At 61.6% G+C, this 21971-nt stretch carries 15 protein-coding genes and 3 pseudogenes; 13 read left to right on the top strand and 5 right to left on the bottom strand.

The window, feature by feature from the left end; genetic code table 11:
- The first annotated feature begins 179 nt into the window (after positions 1–179).
- Positions 180–962 carry an SDR family NAD(P)-dependent oxidoreductase gene (locus DM872_RS06910; RefSeq protein WP_179058763.1) on the top strand — a complete coding sequence of 261 codons (783 nt, stop codon included), beginning with the start codon at positions 180–182 and terminating at the stop codon, positions 960–962.
- Positions 963–1077: 115 nt separating this feature from the next.
- Positions 1078–1290, top strand: a pseudogene (locus DM872_RS06905) (hypothetical protein); the annotation flags it as partial.
- A 74-nt stretch (positions 1291–1364) separates the two neighbouring features.
- Here DM872_RS06905 and DM872_RS06900 read toward each other — a convergent pair.
- Positions 1365–1946, bottom strand: coding sequence for a TetR/AcrR family transcriptional regulator (locus DM872_RS06900; RefSeq protein ID WP_179058762.1), 582 nt, complete (start codon positions 1944–1946; stop codon positions 1365–1367).
- Between the two features lie 461 nt (positions 1947–2407).
- Between DM872_RS06900 and DM872_RS06895 the strand changes: the two genes are divergently transcribed.
- The 6 genes and pseudogenes from DM872_RS06895 to DM872_RS30860 form a co-directional block, all read left to right on the top strand.
- The gene (locus tag DM872_RS06895; RefSeq protein ID WP_179058761.1) at positions 2408–3832 is read left to right on the top strand and encodes a DUF1329 domain-containing protein; all 1425 of its coding nucleotides are present in this window, start codon (positions 2408–2410) and stop codon (positions 3830–3832) included.
- Between the two features lie 20 nt (positions 3833–3852).
- Positions 3853–5529, top strand: a complete 1677-nt coding sequence (locus DM872_RS06890; protein ID WP_218649105.1) for a DUF1302 domain-containing protein — start codon at positions 3853–3855, stop codon at positions 5527–5529.
- Between the two features lie 131 nt (positions 5530–5660).
- Positions 5661–7952 carry an efflux RND transporter permease subunit gene (locus tag DM872_RS06885; RefSeq protein ID WP_256873315.1) on the top strand — a complete coding sequence of 764 codons (2292 nt, stop codon included), beginning with the start codon at positions 5661–5663 and terminating at the stop codon, positions 7950–7952.
- A gap of 10 nt (positions 7953–7962) precedes the next feature.
- Entirely contained in the window at positions 7963–8928 is a 966-nt protein-coding gene (locus DM872_RS06880; RefSeq protein WP_179058759.1) for a WD40/YVTN/BNR-like repeat-containing protein, read from the top strand.
- Positions 8929–9085: 157 nt separating this feature from the next.
- A pseudogene (locus DM872_RS06875) lies at positions 9086–9808 on the top strand (PAS domain-containing protein); the annotation flags it as partial.
- Between the two features lie 30 nt (positions 9809–9838).
- Positions 9839–10051: pseudogene (locus DM872_RS30860) on the top strand (methyl-accepting chemotaxis protein); the annotation flags it as partial.
- A 48-nt stretch (positions 10052–10099) separates the two neighbouring features.
- On the opposite strand, the gene DM872_RS06870 reads toward DM872_RS30860, so the two are convergent.
- The 4 genes from DM872_RS06870 to DM872_RS06855 form a co-directional block, all read right to left on the bottom strand.
- Positions 10100–12277, bottom strand: coding sequence for a putative bifunctional diguanylate cyclase/phosphodiesterase (locus tag DM872_RS06870; RefSeq protein WP_179058757.1), 2178 nt, complete (start codon positions 12275–12277; stop codon positions 10100–10102).
- A 216-nt stretch (positions 12278–12493) separates the two neighbouring features.
- Positions 12494–14266, bottom strand: coding sequence for an acyl-CoA dehydrogenase C-terminal domain-containing protein (locus DM872_RS06865; RefSeq protein ID WP_179058756.1), 1773 nt, complete (start codon positions 14264–14266; stop codon positions 12494–12496).
- On the bottom strand, positions 14263–14871 hold the full coding sequence (locus DM872_RS06860) for a TetR/AcrR family transcriptional regulator (protein WP_179058755.1): 609 nt from the start codon (positions 14869–14871) through the stop codon (positions 14263–14265). The genes DM872_RS06865 and DM872_RS06860 overlap by 4 nt, the downstream gene beginning before the upstream one ends.
- Positions 14872–15011: 140 nt before the next feature.
- A complete protein-coding gene (locus DM872_RS06855; protein WP_179058754.1) occupies positions 15012–16196 on the bottom strand; it encodes an acetyl-CoA C-acyltransferase family protein in 1185 nt (394 codons plus the stop codon).
- Positions 16197–16313: 117 nt separating this feature from the next.
- On the opposite strand from DM872_RS06855, the gene DM872_RS06850 reads away from it, so the two are divergent.
- The 5 genes from DM872_RS06850 to DM872_RS06830 all read left to right on the top strand — a co-directional run bounded on the left by DM872_RS06850 (position 16314) and on the right by DM872_RS06830 (position 21956).
- Positions 16314–17357 carry an AraC family transcriptional regulator gene (locus tag DM872_RS06850; protein WP_179058753.1) on the top strand — a complete coding sequence of 348 codons (1044 nt, stop codon included), beginning with the start codon at positions 16314–16316 and terminating at the stop codon, positions 17355–17357.
- Positions 17358–17760: 403 nt separating this feature from the next.
- Complete coding sequence (locus DM872_RS06845; protein ID WP_179058752.1) at positions 17761–17919, top strand: hypothetical protein; 159 nt, start codon at positions 17761–17763, stop codon at positions 17917–17919.
- Positions 17919–19202 carry an acyl-CoA dehydrogenase family protein gene (locus DM872_RS06840; RefSeq protein WP_179058751.1) on the top strand — a complete coding sequence of 428 codons (1284 nt, stop codon included), beginning with the start codon at positions 17919–17921 and terminating at the stop codon, positions 19200–19202. Before DM872_RS06845 ends, DM872_RS06840 begins: the two co-directional genes overlap by 1 nt.
- Positions 19203–19252: 50 nt before the next feature.
- Positions 19253–20386, top strand: a complete 1134-nt coding sequence (locus DM872_RS06835) for a saccharopine dehydrogenase family protein (RefSeq protein WP_179058750.1) — start codon at positions 19253–19255, stop codon at positions 20384–20386.
- A 10-nt stretch (positions 20387–20396) separates the two neighbouring features.
- Positions 20397–21956, top strand: coding sequence for an AMP-binding protein (locus DM872_RS06830; RefSeq protein ID WP_179058749.1), 1560 nt, complete (start codon positions 20397–20399; stop codon positions 21954–21956).
- The last annotated feature ends 15 nt before the right edge of the window (positions 21957–21971 follow it).

The raw sequence follows: 21971 nt of genomic DNA, 5'->3' as shown, positions 1-21971 counted from the left end.
CGCTTCCGGAGAAGGCGGGGAGCCAGGCAGCGCATGCTTGATGGGCTCTTCCTGGTTCCTCGCTTTCTGCACGCCGGGATACGAGGTGTCCCGTACTCGCATCAACTTTGCTCCGGCATTTCGCCTGGCTTGTTCGCCGGCTGGGAGGATTGCCAGTCCTATCTCTTCGAGGTTCTCCCATGACTTCCAGTTACGTTCAAAACTTTTCCCTTGCCAATCGCGTGGTACTGATCACCGGTGCGTCCAGTGGCATCGGCGCGCATCTCGCTCGACTGGCTGCACGTGCGGGCGCGCGCGTGGTACTGGCGGCTCGGCGTATCGAGCGGTTGCAGCAACTGGCCTCTGATATCGAGTGGGAGGATGGCCATGCGCTGCCGGTTACCCTGGACGTCACCAACCGGGCTAGCGTCGAGGCTGCCTTCGATGCGGCCGAAGCCCACTTCGGTGTGGTCGATGTGGTGCTCAACAACGCTGGTATTGGAAATGGTCAGCGACCGCTGGAGATCAGTGAAGAGGATTGGCGGGCCATGCTCTCCACCAATCTCGATGGTGTCTGGCGCGTGGCTCAGGTCGCCGGCCAACGCATGGCCCGCAGCGGTCGCGGAGGCAGCATCGTCAATGTCGCCTCCATCCTCGGACTGCGCGTGGCGACGGGCTACAGTCACTACTGCGCCGCCAAGGCTGGGGTGGTGCAACTGACCAAGTCACTGGCCCTGGAACTTGCGCGCTACGGTATCCGCGTCAACGCCATTGCCCCTGGCTACTTCAAGACCGAAATGAATGAGACCTTCTTCGAGGGCGACAAGGGCAGCGATTACATCCGCGCCATGGTGCCCATGCGTCGCCTAGGTGAGCTTCAGGAGCTGGAAGGGCCATTCCTGCTGCTGGCCAGTGATGCGGGCTCCTTCATGACTGGCAGCGTCCTAGCGGTAGATGGCGGCCATCTGGTCAGCAGTTTGTAGTCGGGGCGGAAAGGCGCCGATCAGACTCCGGCGCCGTGCAGGAACATCTGCTTGAGGGTCGCGGCCGATGCACTGGCCGCTTCCGATACCTTGCGCCGCGAAGAAGCGGCCCAACGACTTCTACTACACCTACGGCCTGTTCCGCCTAGCCGGCATCGTCCAGCAGATCTACTACCGCTACTTCCATGGCCAGAGCCAGGACAAGCGCTTGGCCCAGCTCACCCACATGAACAAGCTGCTGGAGCATATGGCCCTAGCAGTTACTGGCGAGTCGCGGCTGTATTTGGATAGAGGAACCATCCGGCACCTGCGAACAGGTGGGCACTGACGCTGTCGTCCTATGGGGATCCTGCGAGGGTTCCCATGCTTTCACGCTGGTAGGAGCCCCCGAGTGCTGCAGACTCAGTGACTACCCACCAGCAAGGCCAGCGCTTGGCAGGCCGTTTCGGTTTCCGCCTTCAGGCGCTCGAGGTCGCTGTGGGCGGTCCAGGCTACGAGCAGGCCGTCGAACAGCAGGATGAGTGTGCGGCTGGTGGCCTTGAGCGCCGCTTGGTCGAGACGGTTGCCGATGGTGCGCTCAAGGGCCAGTTCAGTTGCCTCGACACCCACGGAGTAGATCTTGCTGGCCATCTCAGGCTGGTTGCGCATGGTCCAGAAGAACAGTTCGGACTGCGCCCGGGCCAGTTCTGGATTGGTTGAGAACCAGTTGACCAATTGGCGCAGCATCTCCGCCGCCGTCTCTGACGGGGTCGTTCCGGCAGGTACTTGGTCGAGGGTCTGCTGGGGCAGGGTGAAGAGCGATTCGTAGACGGCATAGAAAAGCTCGTCCTTGGTCCGGAATACATAGTGCAACGAGGCAAGGGGGCAACCGGCTTCAGCGGCGATTCGCCGTGTGGTGGCATTGGCCACGCCATGCTCGGCGATCACCTTGACCGTCGCCTTCACGAAATCCTGCCTGCGAAGTTCAGCGCCCACTCTGGCCATGAAAGTCTCTCCGTTCCTGTCGCTATGCCGCCAATGCCCGGGTTGGGGCAGCGCCGGCGGATGCTACCCCATGCCACTTCGCGGCGTCATGGAGCGATATGTATCTGTTAATGGCGCCTATGCTTTAGCAAAGCCATTCGGCGTGGAATGCGTACCCGGTGTCTGTCTTCTTCTGCATAGTTGAATTAGGTAACACTCGTTTCGTAAATTCCCAGGTTGGTGCATGCGCTTGACGCAAATTGGTGCGTGGTGGGTGTTCAAGTACCACATCACAGTTGTTATAAAAAATTAAGTTATTGATATATAAAGAGAAAAATCATTTCTTCTGATTGGCACATGGTTTGCTTTTGATCGATTGACTTGGTCAAGTGATCAAGTCGAATGACCAGAAGTCTGGCACAGCCCGATTCTTCCTTCCAGGAAGCTCCGGTCGCCGGTTAAAGCCCCATGAGGACCTCCCAATGAAAGACGTGATTCAGCGCCCCGATGTCGGCAACTCCATCGCAGGTGGAGTCAGGCAACTACTGGTAGCGCTGGCGGCATCGGCCGCCTTCTGTTCGGTTCAGGCTGCGGAGAGCGATGCATCCCTGCTGGGCACCACGCTAACGCCGTTGGGAGGGGAGGTTGCCGCGAGTGCTGATGGGGTGATTCCAGCCTGGGCGCCGCCGGGTCAGCAGGATTCGGGGTGGAGCTACGGCCAGGTGCGTGGCCAGCACTGGAAGTTCAAGGATGACAAGCCGCTCTTCAGCATCGACTCCAACAACGTTGCGAAATACGCGAGCAAGCTTTCGCCTGGGCAGTTGGAGTTGTTCAAGAAGATCCCAGGCTATCGCATGGACGTGTACCCGACCCGTCGCAGCTGCGGTGTGCCTGATTTCGTCGCCGAAAACACCAGGAAGAACGTAGGCTTCGCCAAGCTCGACGCAAGCGGTCTTGCCCTGGAAGAGGCCCACGTCCCCGGCATCCCCTTCCCGCAGCCCACTACTGGTGCGGAAGTGATGTGGAACATGAAGATGCACTACCGTGGCGTCGGCTTTCACATGACCAAGACCATCTCCGGTATTTCCCCGCGCAAGGCCGGAGGCGACTGGCTGAACACCTCACTGGACTGGACAATGTTCACGCCTTGGGGCGAGAAGGGCAGCAAGCTGTTTTCCTCGACCGATGGTCTGGAGACAGCGACCTACTTCTCCTATTTCGATCCGGTTTCGCTGGCCGGTCAGGCCGGCGTGCTCACCACCAAGGCGGGTGAGCAGACCACTACCTTCTATTACTTCCCAGGCCAGCGTCGGGTGCGTCGCATGCCGGCTTATTCCTATGACGCACCGCAAATCGGTCTGGACAATCAGTACACCATTGATGAGTCCAACATCTTCTACGGCCCGATGGATCGCTTCGACTGGAAGCTGGTCGGCAAGCAGGAGCTGATCGTGCCCTACAACTCCTTCGGCGCCTATGACACCTCTGCAAAGGTCGAGAGCTTCGCCAAGGACGACGCCATCGCGCCCGAGTTCCGTCGCTACGAGCAACACCGCGTTTGGGTGGTCGAGGCCACCGTGCGCCAGGGTATGCGTCACCAGGCGCCGAAGCGCGTGTTCTACATCGACGAGGACAGCTGGAACGGCCTGATGGCGGTCGACTACGACAAGCAGGGGCAGATCTGGAAGGTGCGTGAGGGCTTCACCATCCCGGTGTACGAGACCGGCAGCTGCGATATGGAGGCTCAGGTTCAGTACAACCTGGTCGATGGTCGTTATCTGTATGACATGACCTCGGTTGGCGCGGGCAAGGATGACCACCGCTGGATCACCGAGGGCGGCAACAACCCGCGCATGAAGCGCGACTTCTATACCTCCGACAACCTGCGCTCCATCAGCGAGCGATAACCGCGAATTAGGGTGCCGACATGAAAAGAATAATTTCCCAAGCATCGGGCCTGGCCATTGCGTGTGCCGCACCGCTGGCCGTGGGGTTTACCTTCGAGACGGACAATATCCGTGGCTCTTTTGACTCAACTATCTCGGCGGGCATGGGTGTGCGTACCCAGTCTCCAGGGTGTGACCTGATCAATGCTGGTGCCGGTGGCCACAATCCGCCCGCCGGCTGCCTGGACCCGACCGTTTCCGGTATCGGCGATCAGGGCAACATGAACTATGGCAAGGGCGATCTGTTCACCAACTACGTTAAGGGTGTCCACGAGTTGGTGTTGAAGTTCCCCGAGGACTTCACCTTCATGGCGCGCGGTAGCTGGAAACGTGACTTCGCTGCTACCGATACGACGGGGGCGTTGGGAGCCGAAACTCAGTTCCGGCAGGCCTTGGGGTCAGATATTGGCAGCGATGGGTTGACCGATGATGCGCGTGACGAACTGAAATTCAAGGCGCGCCTACTCGATCTGTGGGTAAGCAAGAGCTTTGATGTGGCCGACCAGCGGGTTCGCGCGCGCCTGGGCAATCAGGTCATCAACTGGGGTGAGAGCCTGTTCGCAATTGGTGGCATCAATGCCACCAACTCCTATGACTTCCAGGCGCTTTCAAGTCCAGGGGTTCAGCTCAAGGAAGCCGTGCTGCCGGCACCTATGCTCAGCGTCGCCACGGGGCTGGGCTACGGCGTGAACGTCGAGGCGTATTACCAGTTCGGCTGGAACAAGAGCGAATTGCCGCCAGTGGGCAGCTATTGGTCGACTTACAACGTGATCGGCGAGGGCATGGAAGCTTATGGATACGACGACAAGGATGCCCGCGACAGTGGTCAATGGGGGCTCTCCGTGCGCTGGCAGCCTGAGGATAGCGACGTTAACTACGGCTTCTACGTGATGCGATATCACGACAAGCTGCCGCAGGTTAACTACAACCAGGCGACTTTCGCGCCCACATGGGTCTACCCGGAAGACCGCATGCTTTACGGCATCAGCGCCAACGGGCCGATCGGCGACTGGGCCGTGGGCACCGAGCTGTCCTATCGCCCCAAGGAGGCAGTACCGCTCAATCCCTTGCCCGGCCTCGCATTTGGCCCTGCTCCTTGTTCGGGACGGGGAGGGGAGTGCTGGAAGGACACCAAGAAGTTCCAGTGGCACCTGACGGGCATCTACAGCCTGACCAATGCCAACTCCCCGGACTTCCTCGAGTTCACCGGGGCCAGTACGGGTACCTTCCTGTCGGAACTGGTGCTGGTGAAATACCCGGGGCTGCATGACAGCTACGACGGGGAGCTGGTTGCTGCGGGGGGCAACACCTGGGTTGCAGATCTGTCGCAGTTTCCGCCTAGAGCCCACGGCGACAAGAGTTCCTCTGGGATGCATGTCGACTTCAGCCTGACCTATGACGGCACGGTCATCTCAGGCTGGACGGTGACGCCGGGAGTCTATTACCAGCGCTCCCTGGGCAATGGCCGCACGCCATCGATCTATTCGACCTATACCCGAGACGCCAGCGCGATGAATTTCTATGTGAACTTCGTGCGCAACCCGGGTAACTGGCAAGTCAGCCTGAACTACGCGAAGTTCAACGATGGCGATACCCCATACGACCAACTGCTGCGTGATCGGGATTACGTTGGCCTGTCGGTTTCGCACTCTCTGTGAGGCATGCTGTGAACACTCCTGTTGTAGAAATAACCGAAGTGAAGAGGCGTGGCGTGCTGCCACGCCTGGAGGATTGGCTATTCAAGCAGCGCTGGGCAGTACTGGCGCTGCTGGCCGCCTTCACTCTAGGCATGGCCTGGTTTGCCGTGCAGCTGCGCATGGACGCTGGCTTTGAGAAGCAGTTGCCGATCGGTCATGAGTACGTCGAGACCTTTCGGGCCTACCGTAATGACCTGATCGGGGCGAATCGCCTGACCATAGTCGTCAAGGCGCGCGAGGGGGATATCTGGAGCGTGGAGGGGCTCAAGCGCCTGTATGACGTAACCCAGGCGGTGACCTTCCTGCCCAGCGTTTCGCGCAGTAGCGTGCAGTCATTGTGGACGCCCAACTCTTTCGTCAACGAGATCACCGAGGAGGGCTTCCGCGCCGACCCGTTGATTCCCGGCACGGTGACACCGGAGCGCCTCGACAAAGAGATCATCGGCAAGATTGCCAGCTCCACGGCTCAGGGAGGCTTCATTGGCACCCTGGTTTCGCGTGACCAGAGCAGTGCGATGATCACCGCCGAACTCAACGAGGTCGATGCTTCTGGCGCCCACTTGGATTACGTGGCCTACAACCGGGTCCTGGAGCAGCAGATTCGCGCGAAGTTCGAGGACGCCAAGTTCGAGATCCAGATAATCGGCTTCGCCAAGCAGATCGGCGACATCGCCGATGGTGCTTCCGCAGTACTGGAGTTCTGCCTGCTGGCGCTGTTGCTGACCGCCGCCGCGGTGTACTGGTACTGCCATTCCGTGCGCTTCACCCTGCTCGCGCTGGGCTGCTCGTTGACCTCGCTGGTCTGGCAGTTCGGCAGCCTGCGTCTGCTCGGCTACGGCCTCGATCCGCTAGCTGTGCTGGTGCCTTTTCTGGTGTTCGCCATCGGTGTTTCCCATGGCGTGCAGCAGATCAATTACATAGTGCGCGAAATCGCCTGTGGCAAGAGTGCTGAGCAGGCCGCGCGCTCCAGCTTCAGCGGCCTGCTGATTCCTGGCACCCTGGCGTTGGTGACTGCCTTCGTGTCTTTCGTGACGCTGTTGCTGATCCCGATTCCCATGGTGCGCGAGCTGGCCATCACCGCCTCCCTTGGCGTGGCCTACAAGATCATCACCAACCTGGTGATGCTGCCGTTGGTGGCCTCGATGCTGAAGGTCGACGGCCGCTACGCCGCTGCCGAGGAAATTTCCCGTGAGCGCCGCAGCCGCTGGTTGCACGGCCTGGCCCGCCTCGCCGATTGGCGCAATGCCCGGTTGGTGCTGGTTGCGGCAGGGGTGGTGTTCGCCGTGGCGGTCTGGCAAAGCCATGATCGGGTGGTTGGTACGCTACAGGCCGGTGCGCCGGAACTGCGCGAGGACTCCCGCTTCAATCTCGATGCGGTGTCCATCGCCAGTAACTACGACATCGGCCTGGACTGGCTGAGCGTGGTCTTCGAGGTCCAGTCGGATGAGTCCGGCGAGGTCGTCGGCGCCTGCGAGAATGTGGCCTTGGGGCAATACCAGGACCGCTTCGTGTGGGCCATGCAAGGCGTTCCCGGGGTCCTGTCGGTTGCCTCGTTCTCGACCGGCATGCGCCAGTTCAACGAGGGCTACAACGAGGGGAATCCGAAGATGAGCACGGTCCCCATTGACTCGATGAACTACTCCTCGCTGGCCACCGAGGTCGCTCGTATCTCGGGAATCATGCGCGCCGATTGCAGCATGACCGCCGTACATCTGTACTTGGCAGACCATAAGGCCACCACCATCAAGCGGGTGATCGAAGCCGCCAAGACCTTCCGTGCCGAGTTCCCTATGCAAGGCGTTTCGGTGCGCCTGGCCTCGGGCAACGCTGGGGTGCTCGCGGCCATCAACGAGGAGGTGGAGAAGAGCGAGACGCCAATGCTGCTGTACGTCTACGCGGCCATCGCCTTGCTGGTGTTCGTGGTCTACCGCGACTTGCGTGCCGTGCTGGTGTGCTGCCTGCCGCTGACCATCGGCACCTTCATCGGCTACTGGTTCATGAAGGAGCTGCAGATCGGCCTGACAATCGCCACGCTTCCTGTGATGGTGCTGGCGGTGGGCATTGGTGTCGATTACGCCTTCTACATCTACAACCGCCTGCAACTGCACCAAGCCAACGGCCAACCGATCACCAAGGCCGTCGAGCATGCGCTGCTCGAGGTCGGTGTGGCGACCATCTTCACCGCCATCACCCTGGCCATTGGTGTCGCCACCTGGTCGTTCTCCGAGCTCAAGTTCCAGGCCGACATGGGCAAGCTGCTGGCCTTCATGTTCATGGTCAACATGGTCATGGCCATGACTGTGCTACCGGCCTTCGCCGTTTGGCTGGAGCGAGTGTTCCCGCGCAAGCGCCCGGTACGCATGATTGGCGCGCTGGCGCACTGAGGAGAGAATGATGAGATTCGTTAAATCACTCGCCGGGGCCGCGCTTACCGCTCTGCTGCCGTTGGCTTCTCTGCAGGCCGCGCCCTTGGACGCCGTGCCGGCGGCCCCGTCGAGCTATGCCACCCAGGCCACTGTGCTGAGTGCTACGTGGGCCAATGGACGCTTGGTCGCCGTGGGTGATCACGGCATCGTACTGCTGTCCGACGATCGCGGGAGAAGTTTCCGTCAGGCCCGCTCAGTTCCGCTTTCTTCACCTCTTACCGGGGTGAGTTTCGTTGATGAAAAGCTAGGCTGGGCAGTCGGCCATTGGGGAGCGATCTTGAATAGCAGCGATGGCGGCGACACCTGGCAAGTCCAGCGCCTGTCCAGTGAGGAAGATCGCCCGCTGTTCGCTGTGCATTTCTTCAATGCCCGGCAGGGCGTGGCCGTAGGCCTCTGGTCGCTGGTTCTGACCACCGACGATGGCGGTACAACCTGGACTGAGCAGTCGCTGCAAGCGCCGGAGGGATACAGCCGCGCCGACCTTAATCTGATGGGGCTTTTCGCGGACGACCACGGCAACCTGTTTGCCACTGCCGAACGTGGCCAGGTGTTGCGCTCCGATGACCAGGGGAAAAGTTGGCGCTATCTGGACACTGGCTACGAAGGCACCCTGTGGTCCGGCGCCGTGCTGGCCGATGGGACCCTTTTGGTTGGTGGCCAGCGCGGCACGCTGCTGCATGGATCAGCGGATGGGCAGCAATGGCAGCGGGTTTCCCTTAAAAGCAAGAGCTCCATCACTGACATGGCGGTAGCCGGCCGGCAAGTGGTTGTGGTCGGCCTGGATGGGTTGATGGTGCGCAGCGGCGACGGCGGGCTGAGCTTCATGGAGCAGCGTACGGCCGATGGGGTTTCGCTGACGGCTGCGCTGCTTGATGCCAATGACAATCCCGTCCTGTTCTCGCGGCGTGGCGTGGTCCCCGTGCAGGCCCAGTGATGTAGAAATTGCTCGCCTTGCCAGTGGAACCTGCCGCTGCGCGAGGCGCCGCAAGGTGTGAGCGTGACCCTTTGGGGCCCCGTCGTGACCCGGCGTTCGGCCCCTTCTTTTTTGCGCGCGAGCCAATGATGGAATCCACTGTATTTGCGGAGGGCCCATGTTTTCCGGAAGAAAGCTGAAGCGTCTGGCTGAAGAAGTCAGCTCGCGAATTTCGTCTTTGTTGAATGGTTCGCCCATCCCCGACTTCCAGGGTGGGCTGATTGAGCAGTATCCCTGGCTGAGTGACAGCTTCGATGTGCTGGAACGGCGGCTCAGTCTCCAGGAGGCGTCTGGAGGTGAGCCGCTACAGGGAGAGATTGAAAGCGCCCTGGTTTGCGACCTGAAGGCGTGCCTGCAGACGGCCCGGGACGAATTTCAGGAGCTGCAGCGCGAGATCGAGGCGCGCAACCTGACGCTATCCGAACTGAACGAACAGTTGGCGCTGTACAGAGAGAAGGAACGGGTCTGGGAAGTCACCCGGAATGCACTGACCGAGGTGTGCTGGGAGCTGCTGATCGTCGACGGCGATCCGGAACATCCGGGAAATCAGCTGCGTTGGTCAAAGCAGTTCCGCGAACTTGTGGGCTATTCGGAGCGGGATTTCAACGACGACTGGGAGGGCTACTTCTCAATCGTGAATCAGGATGACCTGAAGCAGGTCGTGAAGGTGGTCACCGAATACCTGCGTGTGGGAGACCTTTCCCTTCCCTATACGGTCGAGTACCGAATGAGGCACAAATCCAGGGGGGAGGTCTGGTACCGGGAAAGGGGGCAGGGTGTCATGGACTGCAATGGCACGCTTTCTCGCATCATTGGAGCCGTACGGGACATCTCGGACGAGAAGCTGGCCGAGACCATCCATGCACGGGAAGTGTCTGGAATGCAGGCAACCTACGATCAAATCTCGCAGGTCGTGGGCGTGATCAAGGGTATTGCCGACCAGACCAACATGCTTGCCCTCAATGCTGCTATCGAAGCAGCACGAGCCGGTGATGTGGGACGTGGATTCTCAGTGGTGGCTGACGAGGTGAAGAAGCTCGCGGCACGGACCCGTGAGGCCACCCAGAAGATCCAGGAAATGCTGTCCTCAAGAGCGATCTAGCAGCCCGACAAGGTCGTTGTGGGCCGCTATTCACACAAAGACCTTGTTCCATGCCAGGAAGTCATGCCCGGATATCGGTTTGCTGATGCAGTAGCCTTGAGCTTCCTCGCAACCCCAGCTCGATAGCATCTGCATCGTCGAAACCGACTCGACACCTTCAGCGACCACTTCGATGCCCAGGCTATGGGCAAGTTTGATGATGGTTTCCACGATGGCCGCTGAGTCGCTGTCGCTGTCGAGGTCCTTCACGAATGACTGGTCAATCTTTATGTAGTCGACCGGAAGATTTCGGAGGTAGGCGAGGGACGAGTATCCGGTTCCGAAGTCATCGATGAACAGCTTGAAGCCTGCTTCGCGGAGCTGCGTGAGGACGTGCCGCGCAATGGACAAGTCTTCCATGATGCAGCTCTCGGTCAGCTCGAACTGGATCCAGTCCGGTGTGCCGCCCCAGGTCTCCAGGGCCCTCGAGATCTGCTCGAGTAACTGCCGGTCTCGAATGTCATAGGGCGAAAGATTGATCGCAATTGGCACGGCATGGCCGGAGCCATGCCAGACATGACTTTCGCGAACGGCAGCCGCCAGTACCCAATGTGTGAGCCGGGTGATCAGTCCAGCGCTCTCAGCAAAACCGATGAATTGGCCTGGGCCCATCAGACCATGCTCAGGGTGCTGCCAGCGCACCAGTGCTTCCACGCCGCTCACCCGCCTTGAATGCATTCGCAGCTTGGGTTGGAACATCAGACGTAGCTCGTCGCCGTCGATGGCGCGACGCAGGTCGGTCATCAGGATCAGCCGCTGAGCGTTGTCACTGTCGAGTGCGCCAGCATATACGGCAACCTTTTCCGCACTGTGCCTGGCGCCATAACGCGCAACATTCGCGCGACGCAACAGCGAATCGGGGTCACTGCCATGCCCCGGAAACATAGTGATTCCGATGCTGCAGTCAGCGGGCACCAGCAGGGTGTCCAGCTCGAACGGCGAGCTCAACGATTCCAGTACCTTTCGCGCGGCTTGCACCGCATGGCTGGCATCCATTCCTGGAAGCAATACCGAGAAAGCGGATTCGGCAATACGGGCGACCATTTCGTTGGCGACTACAGCCTCGCGCAGCCTTGTCGCAACCTCCTGCAGCAGCCGGTCACTTTCGCGGTAGCCCAATGTCTCGTTGATCTCACGGAAGTTGTCGACTTCGATATGAAGCAGGGCGACAGGATCGTGCGAGTCGCCTGAGGTGGAGATTGCTGCATTAAGTGTATCCCTCATGGATAGGCGATTGGGCAGGCCTGTCAGTTCATCGAAATAGGCCATTCTGCGGATACATTCTTCGGCGTGCTTCTGCTCGGTGATGTCGGTGATGAAGCCTTCCAGCGCGAGCACTGTTCCGTCCGCGGAGTAGACGCCGCACCCTTTGTCCCAGACCCACTTGGTCTGCCCCGTCGCGGTCCTGATTCTGTAGGTGGATTGGTAGGGTGTCCTGGCCTTCAAGGATCTGGAAACCTTGCGCCTGAGCGAGGGAATATCGTCAGGGTGAATGATGTCCACCATCCTGACCGTCCCCTTGATGAGTTCGGCGGCGGAATAGCCGATGAGCTTATGGCAGCCCTCGCTGACGACTTCAAGACGCCAGGAAATATCATTCAGACTCCGATACGCCACACCAGGGAGATTGCTGACCAGGGTCTGTAAAGTGCGCTGGCTCTCCTTCAGGCCATCGAGCTCATCAGCCTCCTTGCTGGCTGCCTCCAGCCGGCTTCGTAGGGAGGTCCTGTGCTGAAGCAGGTTCGAGATCTGTCCAGCCAGCAAGCAGAGGGCTTCGACCTGCGACTCATCGAGGCTGCGCTTTGCGGTATCCGCTACCGAAAGCACGCCGATCACGCCTCGTTCCGCCACGGCGAGCGGAACGCCGGCGAAGAGCCTGATACCGGTTGGCCCTGTCACCAGAGTGCAGTGCTGGAGAAGCTCATTCGTGGAGGCATCCTCCACATGAACCAGTTCGTTGGACGCCACGACCACCGCGTTCAACGAGGCCGCACGGGGCATCTCCCCGAGTTCTAGCCCCAGCTTCGCGCCAAACCACTCTCGCTCCCTGTCGAGGAACGTCAGCATGGCAATGGGTACCTGGCACGCGATAGCGGCCAACCTGACGTATGCGTCGAGTTCGGGATCGGGTAACGGGTCGCGGATGTCGCGAAGCTGAAGAGCTGTCATCTCCAGGGTCCTCTACCGGAAAACTCGGCGCGATGGCTAGGGCGCCAGCCGTACGGCTGCCCGGCGTCCATTCGTGAGGGAGGAGAGCGGGTGGCGCTTCGCTGTAATTGTAGCTTTGCTGCGACGCGTGGCCGCCCGTGGAAGTGCGGTGCCGACAAGAGGGAAGGGAGTCGGCACCCACCTGGGATGCCGACCCTGGAACTTGAGCTGAGGGCGTTAGAACTGTGCTTCGGCCAGTTCGTAGAGGCTGTCAGCTCCCCCGCGCACGCAGGCCGCCAGGCCCTCGATGCGGGGTAGGATGCGGTTGAAAAAGAAGCCTGCAGTGGCCAGCTTGGCCGAATAGAACTCCGGGTCTGCGTCCATCCTGGTCTTGGCCATGCTGGCCATTTTCGACCAGAGGTAGGCGTAGGTGACGTATCCGAACAGGTGCAGGTATTCCACCGAGGCGGCGCCCACTTGGCGGCTGTCCTGGCCAGCCTGGTCACGCACCCAGTAGCTGGTTTCCTCCAGCTTCTGGACGGCATCGAGCAGGACAGCGCGATGCTCGACGCTGGGCTCTTCGGCGTAGCGGCGAATCTCCGCGAGGAACTCGTCGAGTGCCTTGCCACCATCAGCGAGTACCTTGCGGCCCAGCAGGTCGAGGGCCTGAATGCCATTGGTGCCCTCGTAGATCTGCGCGATGCGTACGTCCCGCACCAGTTGTTCCTGGCCCCATTCGCGGATGTAGCCGTGGCCACCGAACACCTGCTGGCCGTGCACACAGCTTTCCAGACCCGTGTCGGTGAAGAAGGCTTTGGCCACCGGGGTGAGCAGGGCGACTCGGGTCTGCGCCGTTTCGCGCGTCTCGGCATCTGTGCCGTGCTTGGCGATGTCCAGCTGGGCGCCTACGTAGGTGGCCAGGGCGCGGCCGCCCTCGTTCAGCGCCTTCATGGTCAGCAGCATGCGGCGTACGTCGGGGTGGTGGATGATCGGATCGGCCGCCTTGTTCTTTGCCACTGGACCGCCGGGCGCGCGGCTCTGCAGCCGGTCGCGGGCATAGGCTACCGCGGCCTGGTAGGACGCTTCGGCGCAACCGATGCCCTGGATGCCGATGGACAGGCGCTCATAGTTCATCATGGTGAACATCGCCGCCAGGCCTTTGTTGGGCTCGCCGACGAGCCAGCCGGTGGCGCCATCGAAGTTCATCACGCAGGTGGCTGAGGCCTTGATGCCCATCTTGTGCTCGATGGAGCCACAGGACAGTGCATTGCGCTCGCCCAGGCTGCCGTCGGCATTCACCCGTACCTTGGGTACGAGGAACAGCGAAATACCCTTGGGGCCGGCCGGGGCGTCAGGCAGCTTGCCCAACACCAGGTGGATGATGTTTTCGGTCAGGTCCTGCTCGCCTCCGGTGATGAAAATCTTGCTGCCGGTGATAGCGTAGCTGCCGTCGGCCTGCGGTTCGGCTCGGGTGCGGATGAGGCCGAGGTCGGTGCCGGCGTGCGCTTCGGTCAGGCACATGGAGCCCGCCCAGCGGCCCTCATACATGGGTGGCAGGTAGGTTTGCTTGAGCTCGGCGCTGGCGTGAGTGTCGATGGCCAGGCAGGCGCCGCTACTCAGGACCGAATACAGGGTGAAGCTGGAGTTCGCGGCGTAGAGCATTTCTTCGACGTGCACGGCAAGCATCTTGGGCATGCCCATGCCGCCAAGAACCGGGTTGCCGGAAAGGCCGACCCAGCCACCTTCGGCGTAAGTGGCGTAGGCCTCCTTGAATCCGGTTGGAGTGGTCACCACGCCGTCGCTCCAGCGCGCGCCTTCCTCATCGCCACTGCGGTTCAGCGGCGCCAGGGATTCGCTGGCGAACTTGCCGGCTTCTTCCAGGATGGCGCCGGCGGTGTCCATGTCGAGGCTGTCGGCGAAGTTGGGCAGGGCCGACCATTGTGCCCCGGCATCGAAGACATCGCCCAGGAGGAAGTGGATATCGCGCAGGGGCGCCTTGTAACCGGTCATGGTCGGATCTCCGAAGTGGGAATGGGATGGGCAGCCATCAGCAGACGCATGAGGATCTCGCTGCGTTGCCGTTCGTCCAGCGGGTAGCTCGACAGCCACAGCGGCAAGTGCTCGAACAGCTCCAGGGCCGGCACGCTGCTTTGCCCGGGGCCGACCAGACCTGCGGCGCACAGCAGCGAGTCGAGCTGCCGGCGCAACTGCTGGCGCAGGCGGTCGATGAACAGCCGCTGGCTCGGCTTGAGGCAGACAGCGTCGCGGGCCGCCAACTTGAAGTGCAAGGGATGGGACTCATGCAGCGCGATCAGCCCCTGGATCACGACCTGCAGGGTCGCCTTGGGGGACTCCCGGCGGTGGCGGCGGTCGAACAGCGACAGCAGCGCCATGTAGTGCTCTTCGATGAATTCCAGTAGCAGCTCTTCCTTGCTGGTGCAGTGGTTGTAGAGCGAACCGGCGGTGAGCTCGAGATGGCTGGCCAGCTCCCGCAGGCTGACCTGGGCGAAACCGCGCTGGGCGAACAGTTCCAGGGCCCTGGGGCGGTTGCGTTCGAAGCGCGAGCCAGCGCGGGCGGCCGGCGAGAGGGGCTCGATGCACTTGGCTGTATTCATGTTTCAAACCCTTTCGTTTGGACAGGTCGAGGCCAGGATGTCACCGCCGCGAAGGCGGAACGCGCCGAAGGAACCGGTCGGGATACTGCTGGAGTCGTGTCTCGGGCGAAGTCCGGCTGACGTGCCCCGACCGGCCCCCTTCAGACGCGTTCGAAGATGACGGCGATGCCTTGGCCGCCGCCAATACACATGGTGGCCAAGGCGTAGCGGCCCTTGATCCGCTGCAGCTCGTGGATGGCCTTGGTGGCGATGATCGCACCGGAGGCACCGATCGGATGTCCCAGGGAGATACCGGAACCATTGGGGTTCACCTTCTCCGGGTCGAATCCAAGCTCGCGCGCCACCGCGCAGGCCTGGGCGGCGAAGGCTTCGTTGGACTCGATCACGTCGAGGTCGGCCACGGTCAGGCCCGCGCGTTGCAGGGCCAGGCGGGTCGCCGGAATCGGCCCCAGGCCCATGACGGTTGGCTCGACGCCAGCGTGGGCATAGGCCACCACCCGAGCCATGGGGTGCAGGCCCTGGTCCTTCACCGCATCGCCAGTGGCCAGCAGCAAAGCGCTGGCGCCGTCGTTGAGACCGGAGGCATTGCCTGCGGTAACGGTGCCACCTTCGGTGAAGGCCGGCTTCATCTTCGCCAGTTGCTCCAGGGTCACCTCAGATCGCACGTGCTCGTCGATCTCGAACTGGGTTACACCCTTGCGGGTCTGGATTTCCACGGGGACGATCTGGCTATCGAAACGTCCTTCGGCGATGGCGCGGGCTGCCCGCTGCTGGCTCTGCAAGGCTAGGGCATCCTGGTCTTCTCGTGTGATGCCGTGCAGCTTGGCGACGTTCTCGGCGGTGATACCCATGTGGATGCCGTGTAGCGGGTCCTGCAGGGCGCCGAGCATGAAGTCGAGCATCTTGCTATCGCCCATGCGAGCGCCCCAGCGTGCGCTCGGCACGAGGTAGGGGGCCAGGCTCATGGATTCGGCACCACCGGCAATGGCGACGCGCGCGTCACCCAGCAGCAGGCCCTGGGCGGCGCTGACGATGGCTTGCAGGCCCGAACCGCACAGGCGATTGACGCCAAAGGCCGGGGTTTCCTTGGGAATTCCGGCCTGCAGTGCGGCGACCCGGCTGATGTAGGCGTCCTTGGGCGTGCTAGGGATCACGTTGCCGAACACGACATGTTCCACCTGCTGCGGATCGCAGTTGGCGCGCGCGAGGGCAGTTCGGGTGACTAGTGTGGCAAGTTGCGCGGGCGGGGTATCCTTGAGGGTGCCGCCATAGGTACCGATGGCGGTACGCACCGCGCTGACAACGAAAACTTCAGGTCTGTTCATCTGAGACGCTCCTGGATTGATGGCCGGAAGTCTAGGGGGCAGTGGCCTGCCCACCTATGCCGGAATTGCGCGCACTCGGATGTCGAATTTGGACATATCAGCTGATGGGCAAGGACTATGACGGGCAACGCTGAAGAGCACATCGTCCGGACGAATGACTCTGTGGCCGCCTATTTCGTGAAGGCCGCCGTGCACCGACTGGCGCAGGCACCTACGCGCGTGGAGGCGATTCTGCGCGAAGCGGGTATCGAGCCTTCCTGGCTCGATGAACCCTTGCGCCGGGTACCGGCGGAATCGGTGACACGGCTGTGGCTGCTGCTCACCGAGGAGCTGGGAGATGAATTCTTCGCTTTCGATTCGGGTGGGATGCCTCGTGGTACGTTCGCGATCATCTGCCGCAGTGTGCTCCACGAGCCGGACCTGGGGCGCGCGCTGCGCCAGTGCCTGTCCGGCTTCAACTTGTTCCTGCGTGACATCCGCGCGCATCTGGAACTGCGCGGCAATCGCACCGCGATCGTCCTGGAAACCCGTATCGACGATCCCGCTATCCGTGGAGTCGCCGAGGAGATCTACCTCAGCATGGTAATTGGCGTGGCCTGCTGGCTTGTGGGACGCCGGCTCAATTTCGACCGTACCCAGTTTGGCCATCCTCCGCCTCCGCACGGCGCCGAACCCTTGCTCTGGGGACCCTGGATCGAGTTCGAGGCCAGGCGTACCGAGGTGGAGTTCGGTTCAGCCCAGCTGTCGCTGCCGGTGATCCGCAACTTCGCCAGTCTCAAGCAGTTCCTCCGTCACGCGCCAGAGGGTGTGGTGGTGCGATTCCGCAATCGATCAGGGCTTTCGGCCGACGTTTATCGCCGCCTCAAGACGTCCCCTGAGCTGGAATGGCCGTCCCAGACGCAGATGGCAAGCCAGGTTTCGATGAGCGAATCCGCCTTCCGCCGACAGCTGGAGCGCGAGGGTTTTTCCTATCAGGCGATCAAGCACGAAGTGCGTAAGGCATTGGCCTTCGATTACCTCAACGATGAGACCTTGAGCATCTCCGAGATCGCGATTCGTTGCGGATTCCAGGAGCCCAGCGCGTTTCATCGAGCCTTCCGCCAGTGGACCGGCATGAGTCCTGGTAGCTACCGGGCCACGCAAGCCGTTGGTAGGCGCTGAGCGCAGCCTGGCTAGTGCTGCCTTGTCGCGCGCCGTGAATCGTTCGACGTAACTCACCCTCTCGACCGCGTCCGCCCCCCCCCGCTGTCTGACCCACTCCCATGCCGAGATCTGAATCTGCAGTGGGCCATGCTGTCGGGCAGGTTTCATTTGCGCTGCGCCATCCCCCATATCGCCAATCCACTGAACGGAAACGGCGCAAATCAATTCATTTCCTGCTGCCGGTTGCGATTGTGCCCGCCCGTTCAATTTTCGCCGGAGCGGCTGAAGAGCCGCGATTGTTCGTCCCGGGGCGTTGCCTTGTCTGGGTCGTAACAAGTGTTTTGCATAACAACTGTTGCGTAAAAATAAAGACAGGATTACAGTTCTGCAAAACAACAAGAGACCCCCCTGGAGGTCGCGCATGAAAAGCTTCAAGACAGGTTCCCGTCCCAACGACGGCTTCGCCGTCTGCAGAGGTTTTCCCGGCGAAAAGAGCATTGCTTCGTTCGCCATTCAATCCAACTGCCCGGGCGTGCAGTGCCTGATGATTTGTTTGCCGGTGTCGGCGGAGGTGGTCTGATGATTACGCTCAAGCCCAACCTCACCCTTCCTGCGGCCGGACTGTCCGGTTTCGAAACTCCTCTCTCCGAGGAAGAAGCAGCCATACAGGCCTCTGTGCACCGTTTCGCCAAGGACGTGCTGCGTCCTTTGGGTCGCGAGCTGGACCGGATGACCGCCGAAGAAGTGGCTGCGCCGGGCTCTCCCTACTACTCGGTGTTCAGCGAATTCGCCAAGCTGGGGCTGGACCCCGCACTGCTAGCGGAGCTGCCGCCGGAGATGGCAGTGCGGATCGAATCCATGATCGGCGAAGAGCTGGGGTGGGGCGATGCTGGCCTGGCGGTCTCCCTTGGTTGTGCTGGCTTCCCCCTGCAGATGGCCGTCGCTGCCGGCAACGCCGAACTGATCGAGTTGTGCCAGGGGCGGATCGGTTGCTGGATGGCCACCCAGCCGGATCGCGGCAGCGACAACCAGTTGCTCGATATCAAGCGCGATTGGCCCGTAGGTACGCCGGCCAACATCGGGAACCTGACCGCCAAGGTCGTTGGCGACGAGATCATCATCAATGGCCAGAGCTCGGCCTGGGTCTCCAACGGTGCTGTCGCGCAGGTGGCATTCGGTCTGATGTGCGCCGACTACGGTGACGGTTTCTACGGTGAGGATGGATTGCCCAATGGCATCGCTGTGATCGTTCCGCTGGATATCAAGGGGGTTTCCAAGGGCAAGCCCCTGGAGAAGATCGGTCAACGTTCCTTGCCTCAGGGGGAAATATACTTCGATGACGTACGTGTCCCGCGCCGCTTCGCCATTGCCGAGCGGGACGGTTACTACGGCGCCGTGAGCTCCTCCTGGTCCTATGCCGGTACCCATATGAGCCAGGTCTTCACCGGTGTGGCTCGGGCGGCCTTCGAACTGGCGTTGCAGTACTGCCACGAGCGCCGCCAGGGTGGTCGGATGCTGATCGATCACCAGATGACCCGCCTGCGCTTGGGCGAAATGCTCCGCCGCGTGGAAATCGCCCGTGCGGTTGCCCGCCGCTCACTGAGCTTTGCACGCCTCTCGCCACAGACCCATCCCTATGCCACAGCCTCGGCCAAGGTCACCGTGACCGAAGAAGCGTTGGCGGTGGTGGAGGAGGCATTCCGCCTGTTCGGCGGCAATGGCACCACGCTCGAGTACCCCATCGAGAAGCTGCTACGCGACACCCAGTCCGCCCTGATCGAAGACGGCGAGAACCGCATCCTGACCATGCGTCTGGGGTTGCTTGCGCAGCAGCTCTACGCCGAAGGCTGGGCCCAAAACTGATTCGATCACCCGATTCAATCCATCCAAGAACAAAAGCGAGGAACACCCCAATGGCCAAATATCCTGTCGTTGTCTATGGCGCGAGCGGTTACACCGGCATGCTCACCATGGACTGGCTTATTGACCAGAAGATCCCCTTCACTGCCGTGGCCCGTAACGCCAAGCGTGCCCAGGAGATGATGGCGCAACGCGTCGTCGGCCTGGAGTCGGCCACCTACGAAATCGTCGAGTGCCCTCACGAGGTCGAGTCCCTGACTGCCGTCTTCAAGGGTGCAAAAGTTGTGTGCAACACCGTCGGCCCGTTCGTCAACTTCGGTCTGACCACCGCTGAGGCTGCCCTGAAAGCTGGCTGCCACTACCTGGACCCGGCCGGTGAGCAGGAGCATATCCGTGCCCTGCGCGATCAGTTCGGCGAGCTGTACCGCCAGGCCGGCCTGCTGCTGTCGCCCTCGCTGGCCTACATGTACACCTTCGCCGAGATCGCCGCTGAGCTGGCCCTGGAAACCCCCGGTGTCGACTCCCTGGAAACCGCGACCCTGACCCGCGGCCCGCGCGTGGGCGCTGCCGGCGTGACCGTTGGCTCCACCGCCACCATCTTCGAAGGCTTCCGTCACCCGGGTGGTTACCTGTGGGAGAAGGAACTGATTCCGTACGCGCCCAACACCAGCTTCAACGTGGTCTGCCCCAGCCTGCTCGAGTCCGTGTTCTGCTTGCCGTGGGGCGGTACCTCGCTGCCGATCTATTTCCAGAATGACGGCCGCGTGCGCAGCTGCATGTCCTGTGTCGGCTTCTACGACAACCCGGTGATGAGGACCGTCCATGCCCTGGGGCAGAAGTGGGAGGCCGAGTACAAGCATCTGCCGAAGGAGCAGCAGGACGCGGTGATCCAGAACCTGGTGGATTCCACCACCCCGAGCATGCCGCCGCGCGAGCGCAGCACCCTGCAGCGCACCGTGGACTTCGCCATCGGTCGCGGTCAGCTGTCGGCGGTGCGTGCCACCGTGCACGGCATCACCCCCTATATCGCCACCGGTGCGCTGCACGCGGCGGCTGCGGTCAAGCTGCTGGACAACGACGTTGCCAAAGTGGGCTTCGCGTCCTCCTCCAAGGCCTTCGGCCACCGTTACATGCTCGGCTTCCTCGAGCAACGCGGCCTGGCTCGCGCAACCATCACCCAGCTGTGAAGTGACGACGATGGCAATCATTGATTTCTTCGACCGTGGCTGGCGGATCAATCCGCAGGGGCCTGCCTATATCCAGGACGGCACGGTCACGACCTTTACCGAAGCGGGGGACATGTCCTGCCGCATCGCCAACGCACTGCTGGCCAGTGGATTCGCGTCCGGGGTGAAGGGCGCAGTCTGGGCAGCTAACGATGTAACCGCCTGGCTCTGTGCCCTGGGTCTGTGGCGCGCCAACCTGTGCTGGATTCCGGTGGGCGCGCGCAACGCGCCCGAGGAGAACCGCTACGTACTGGACGCGTTCGACTGCGAGATCCTGTTCTTCCAGCGCGAATTTGCCGAGACCATTGCTACCCTGCGGCCGCAGCTGCCGAAGATCAGTCAGTGGGTCTGCATAGATGGTGAAGTGGAGGGGGCCGAATCGCTGGAGCAATTCATCGCGCAACAGCCGGCCACAGATCCACGTGTCTCCGTCGATCCGGACGATGTGATCTGGCTCGGGCCCACGGGTGGCACCACGGGCTTGCCCAAGGGCGTCATGAACACCCATCGCAGCGTGCAGACTAGCTTTGCGCACTTCATGATTAACACGCCGTATCCCGCCAATATCCGGCCGGTGAACCTGGCGGCAGCGCCGATGACCCACACCGCCGGCATGCTGTCGATGCCCTGCACGGCCAGGGGCGGCGCGGTTGTGGTCATCACCAAGCCGGAACCACAACTGTTGCTGGCGGCGATCCCACAGTACCGGGTGACGGAGTTCTTCTTGCCGCCAACGGTCATCTACCGGCTGCTGGATATTCCCGACCTGAACAAGAAGGTCGACTTCTCGTCGCTTCGCTACTTCCTCTATGGCGCTGCACCGATGTCGGTGGAGAAGTTGCGCAAGGCGATCGAAGTCTTCGGCCCGGTCATGATGGAAGGCTATGGGCAGACGGAGGCGCCGGGCGCGATTGCGCACCTGACGCCGGGCGAGCACTTCGTGAATGGTGAAGTGGCCAGCGATGAGCGGTTGTCTTCTGTTGGAAAGCCCAACCCCCTGGTCCGCGTGGAGATCATGAACGACGGCAACGAGATTCTCGCCCAGGGTGAAACGGGTGAGATCTGTGTGCGCGGCGACCTGATCATGAAGGGCTACTACAAGGATCCGCAGAAAACGGCGGAGACTCTCATCGATGGCTGGCTGCATACCGGCGATATCGGCCACATCGATGCCGACGGCTACTTGCACATCACCGACCGCAAGAAGGACATGATCATCTCGGGCGGGTTCAACGTGTACCCGAGCGAGGTTGAGCAGGTGCTCTGGAGCCATCCTGCCGTACGCGACTGCGCGGTTATCGGCGTGCCCGACGAGACATGGGGTGAGGCGGTCAAGGCCGTCATCGAGCTGAACGAGGGACAGACCGTCGACGCCGACGCACTGATTGCGTTGTGCAAGGAAAAGCTGGGTTCGGTGAAGGCGCCCAAATCGGTGGACGTCATTGAGGCGCTGCCACGCAGCCCGGTGGGCAAGGTGCTGAAGAAAGACCTGCGTGCCCGTTATTGGCAAGGCGCCAACCGGCAGATCTGAAGTCGAGGAGTCTTC

Source organism: Pseudomonas taiwanensis, from assembly GCF_013393345.1.
In the GTDB taxonomy this organism is placed as follows: domain Bacteria; phylum Pseudomonadota; class Gammaproteobacteria; order Pseudomonadales; family Pseudomonadaceae; genus Metapseudomonas; species Metapseudomonas resinovorans_C.
The sequence above is the reverse complement of the archived record's forward strand: the minus strand, read 5'-3'. Positions and strand labels throughout refer to the sequence as shown.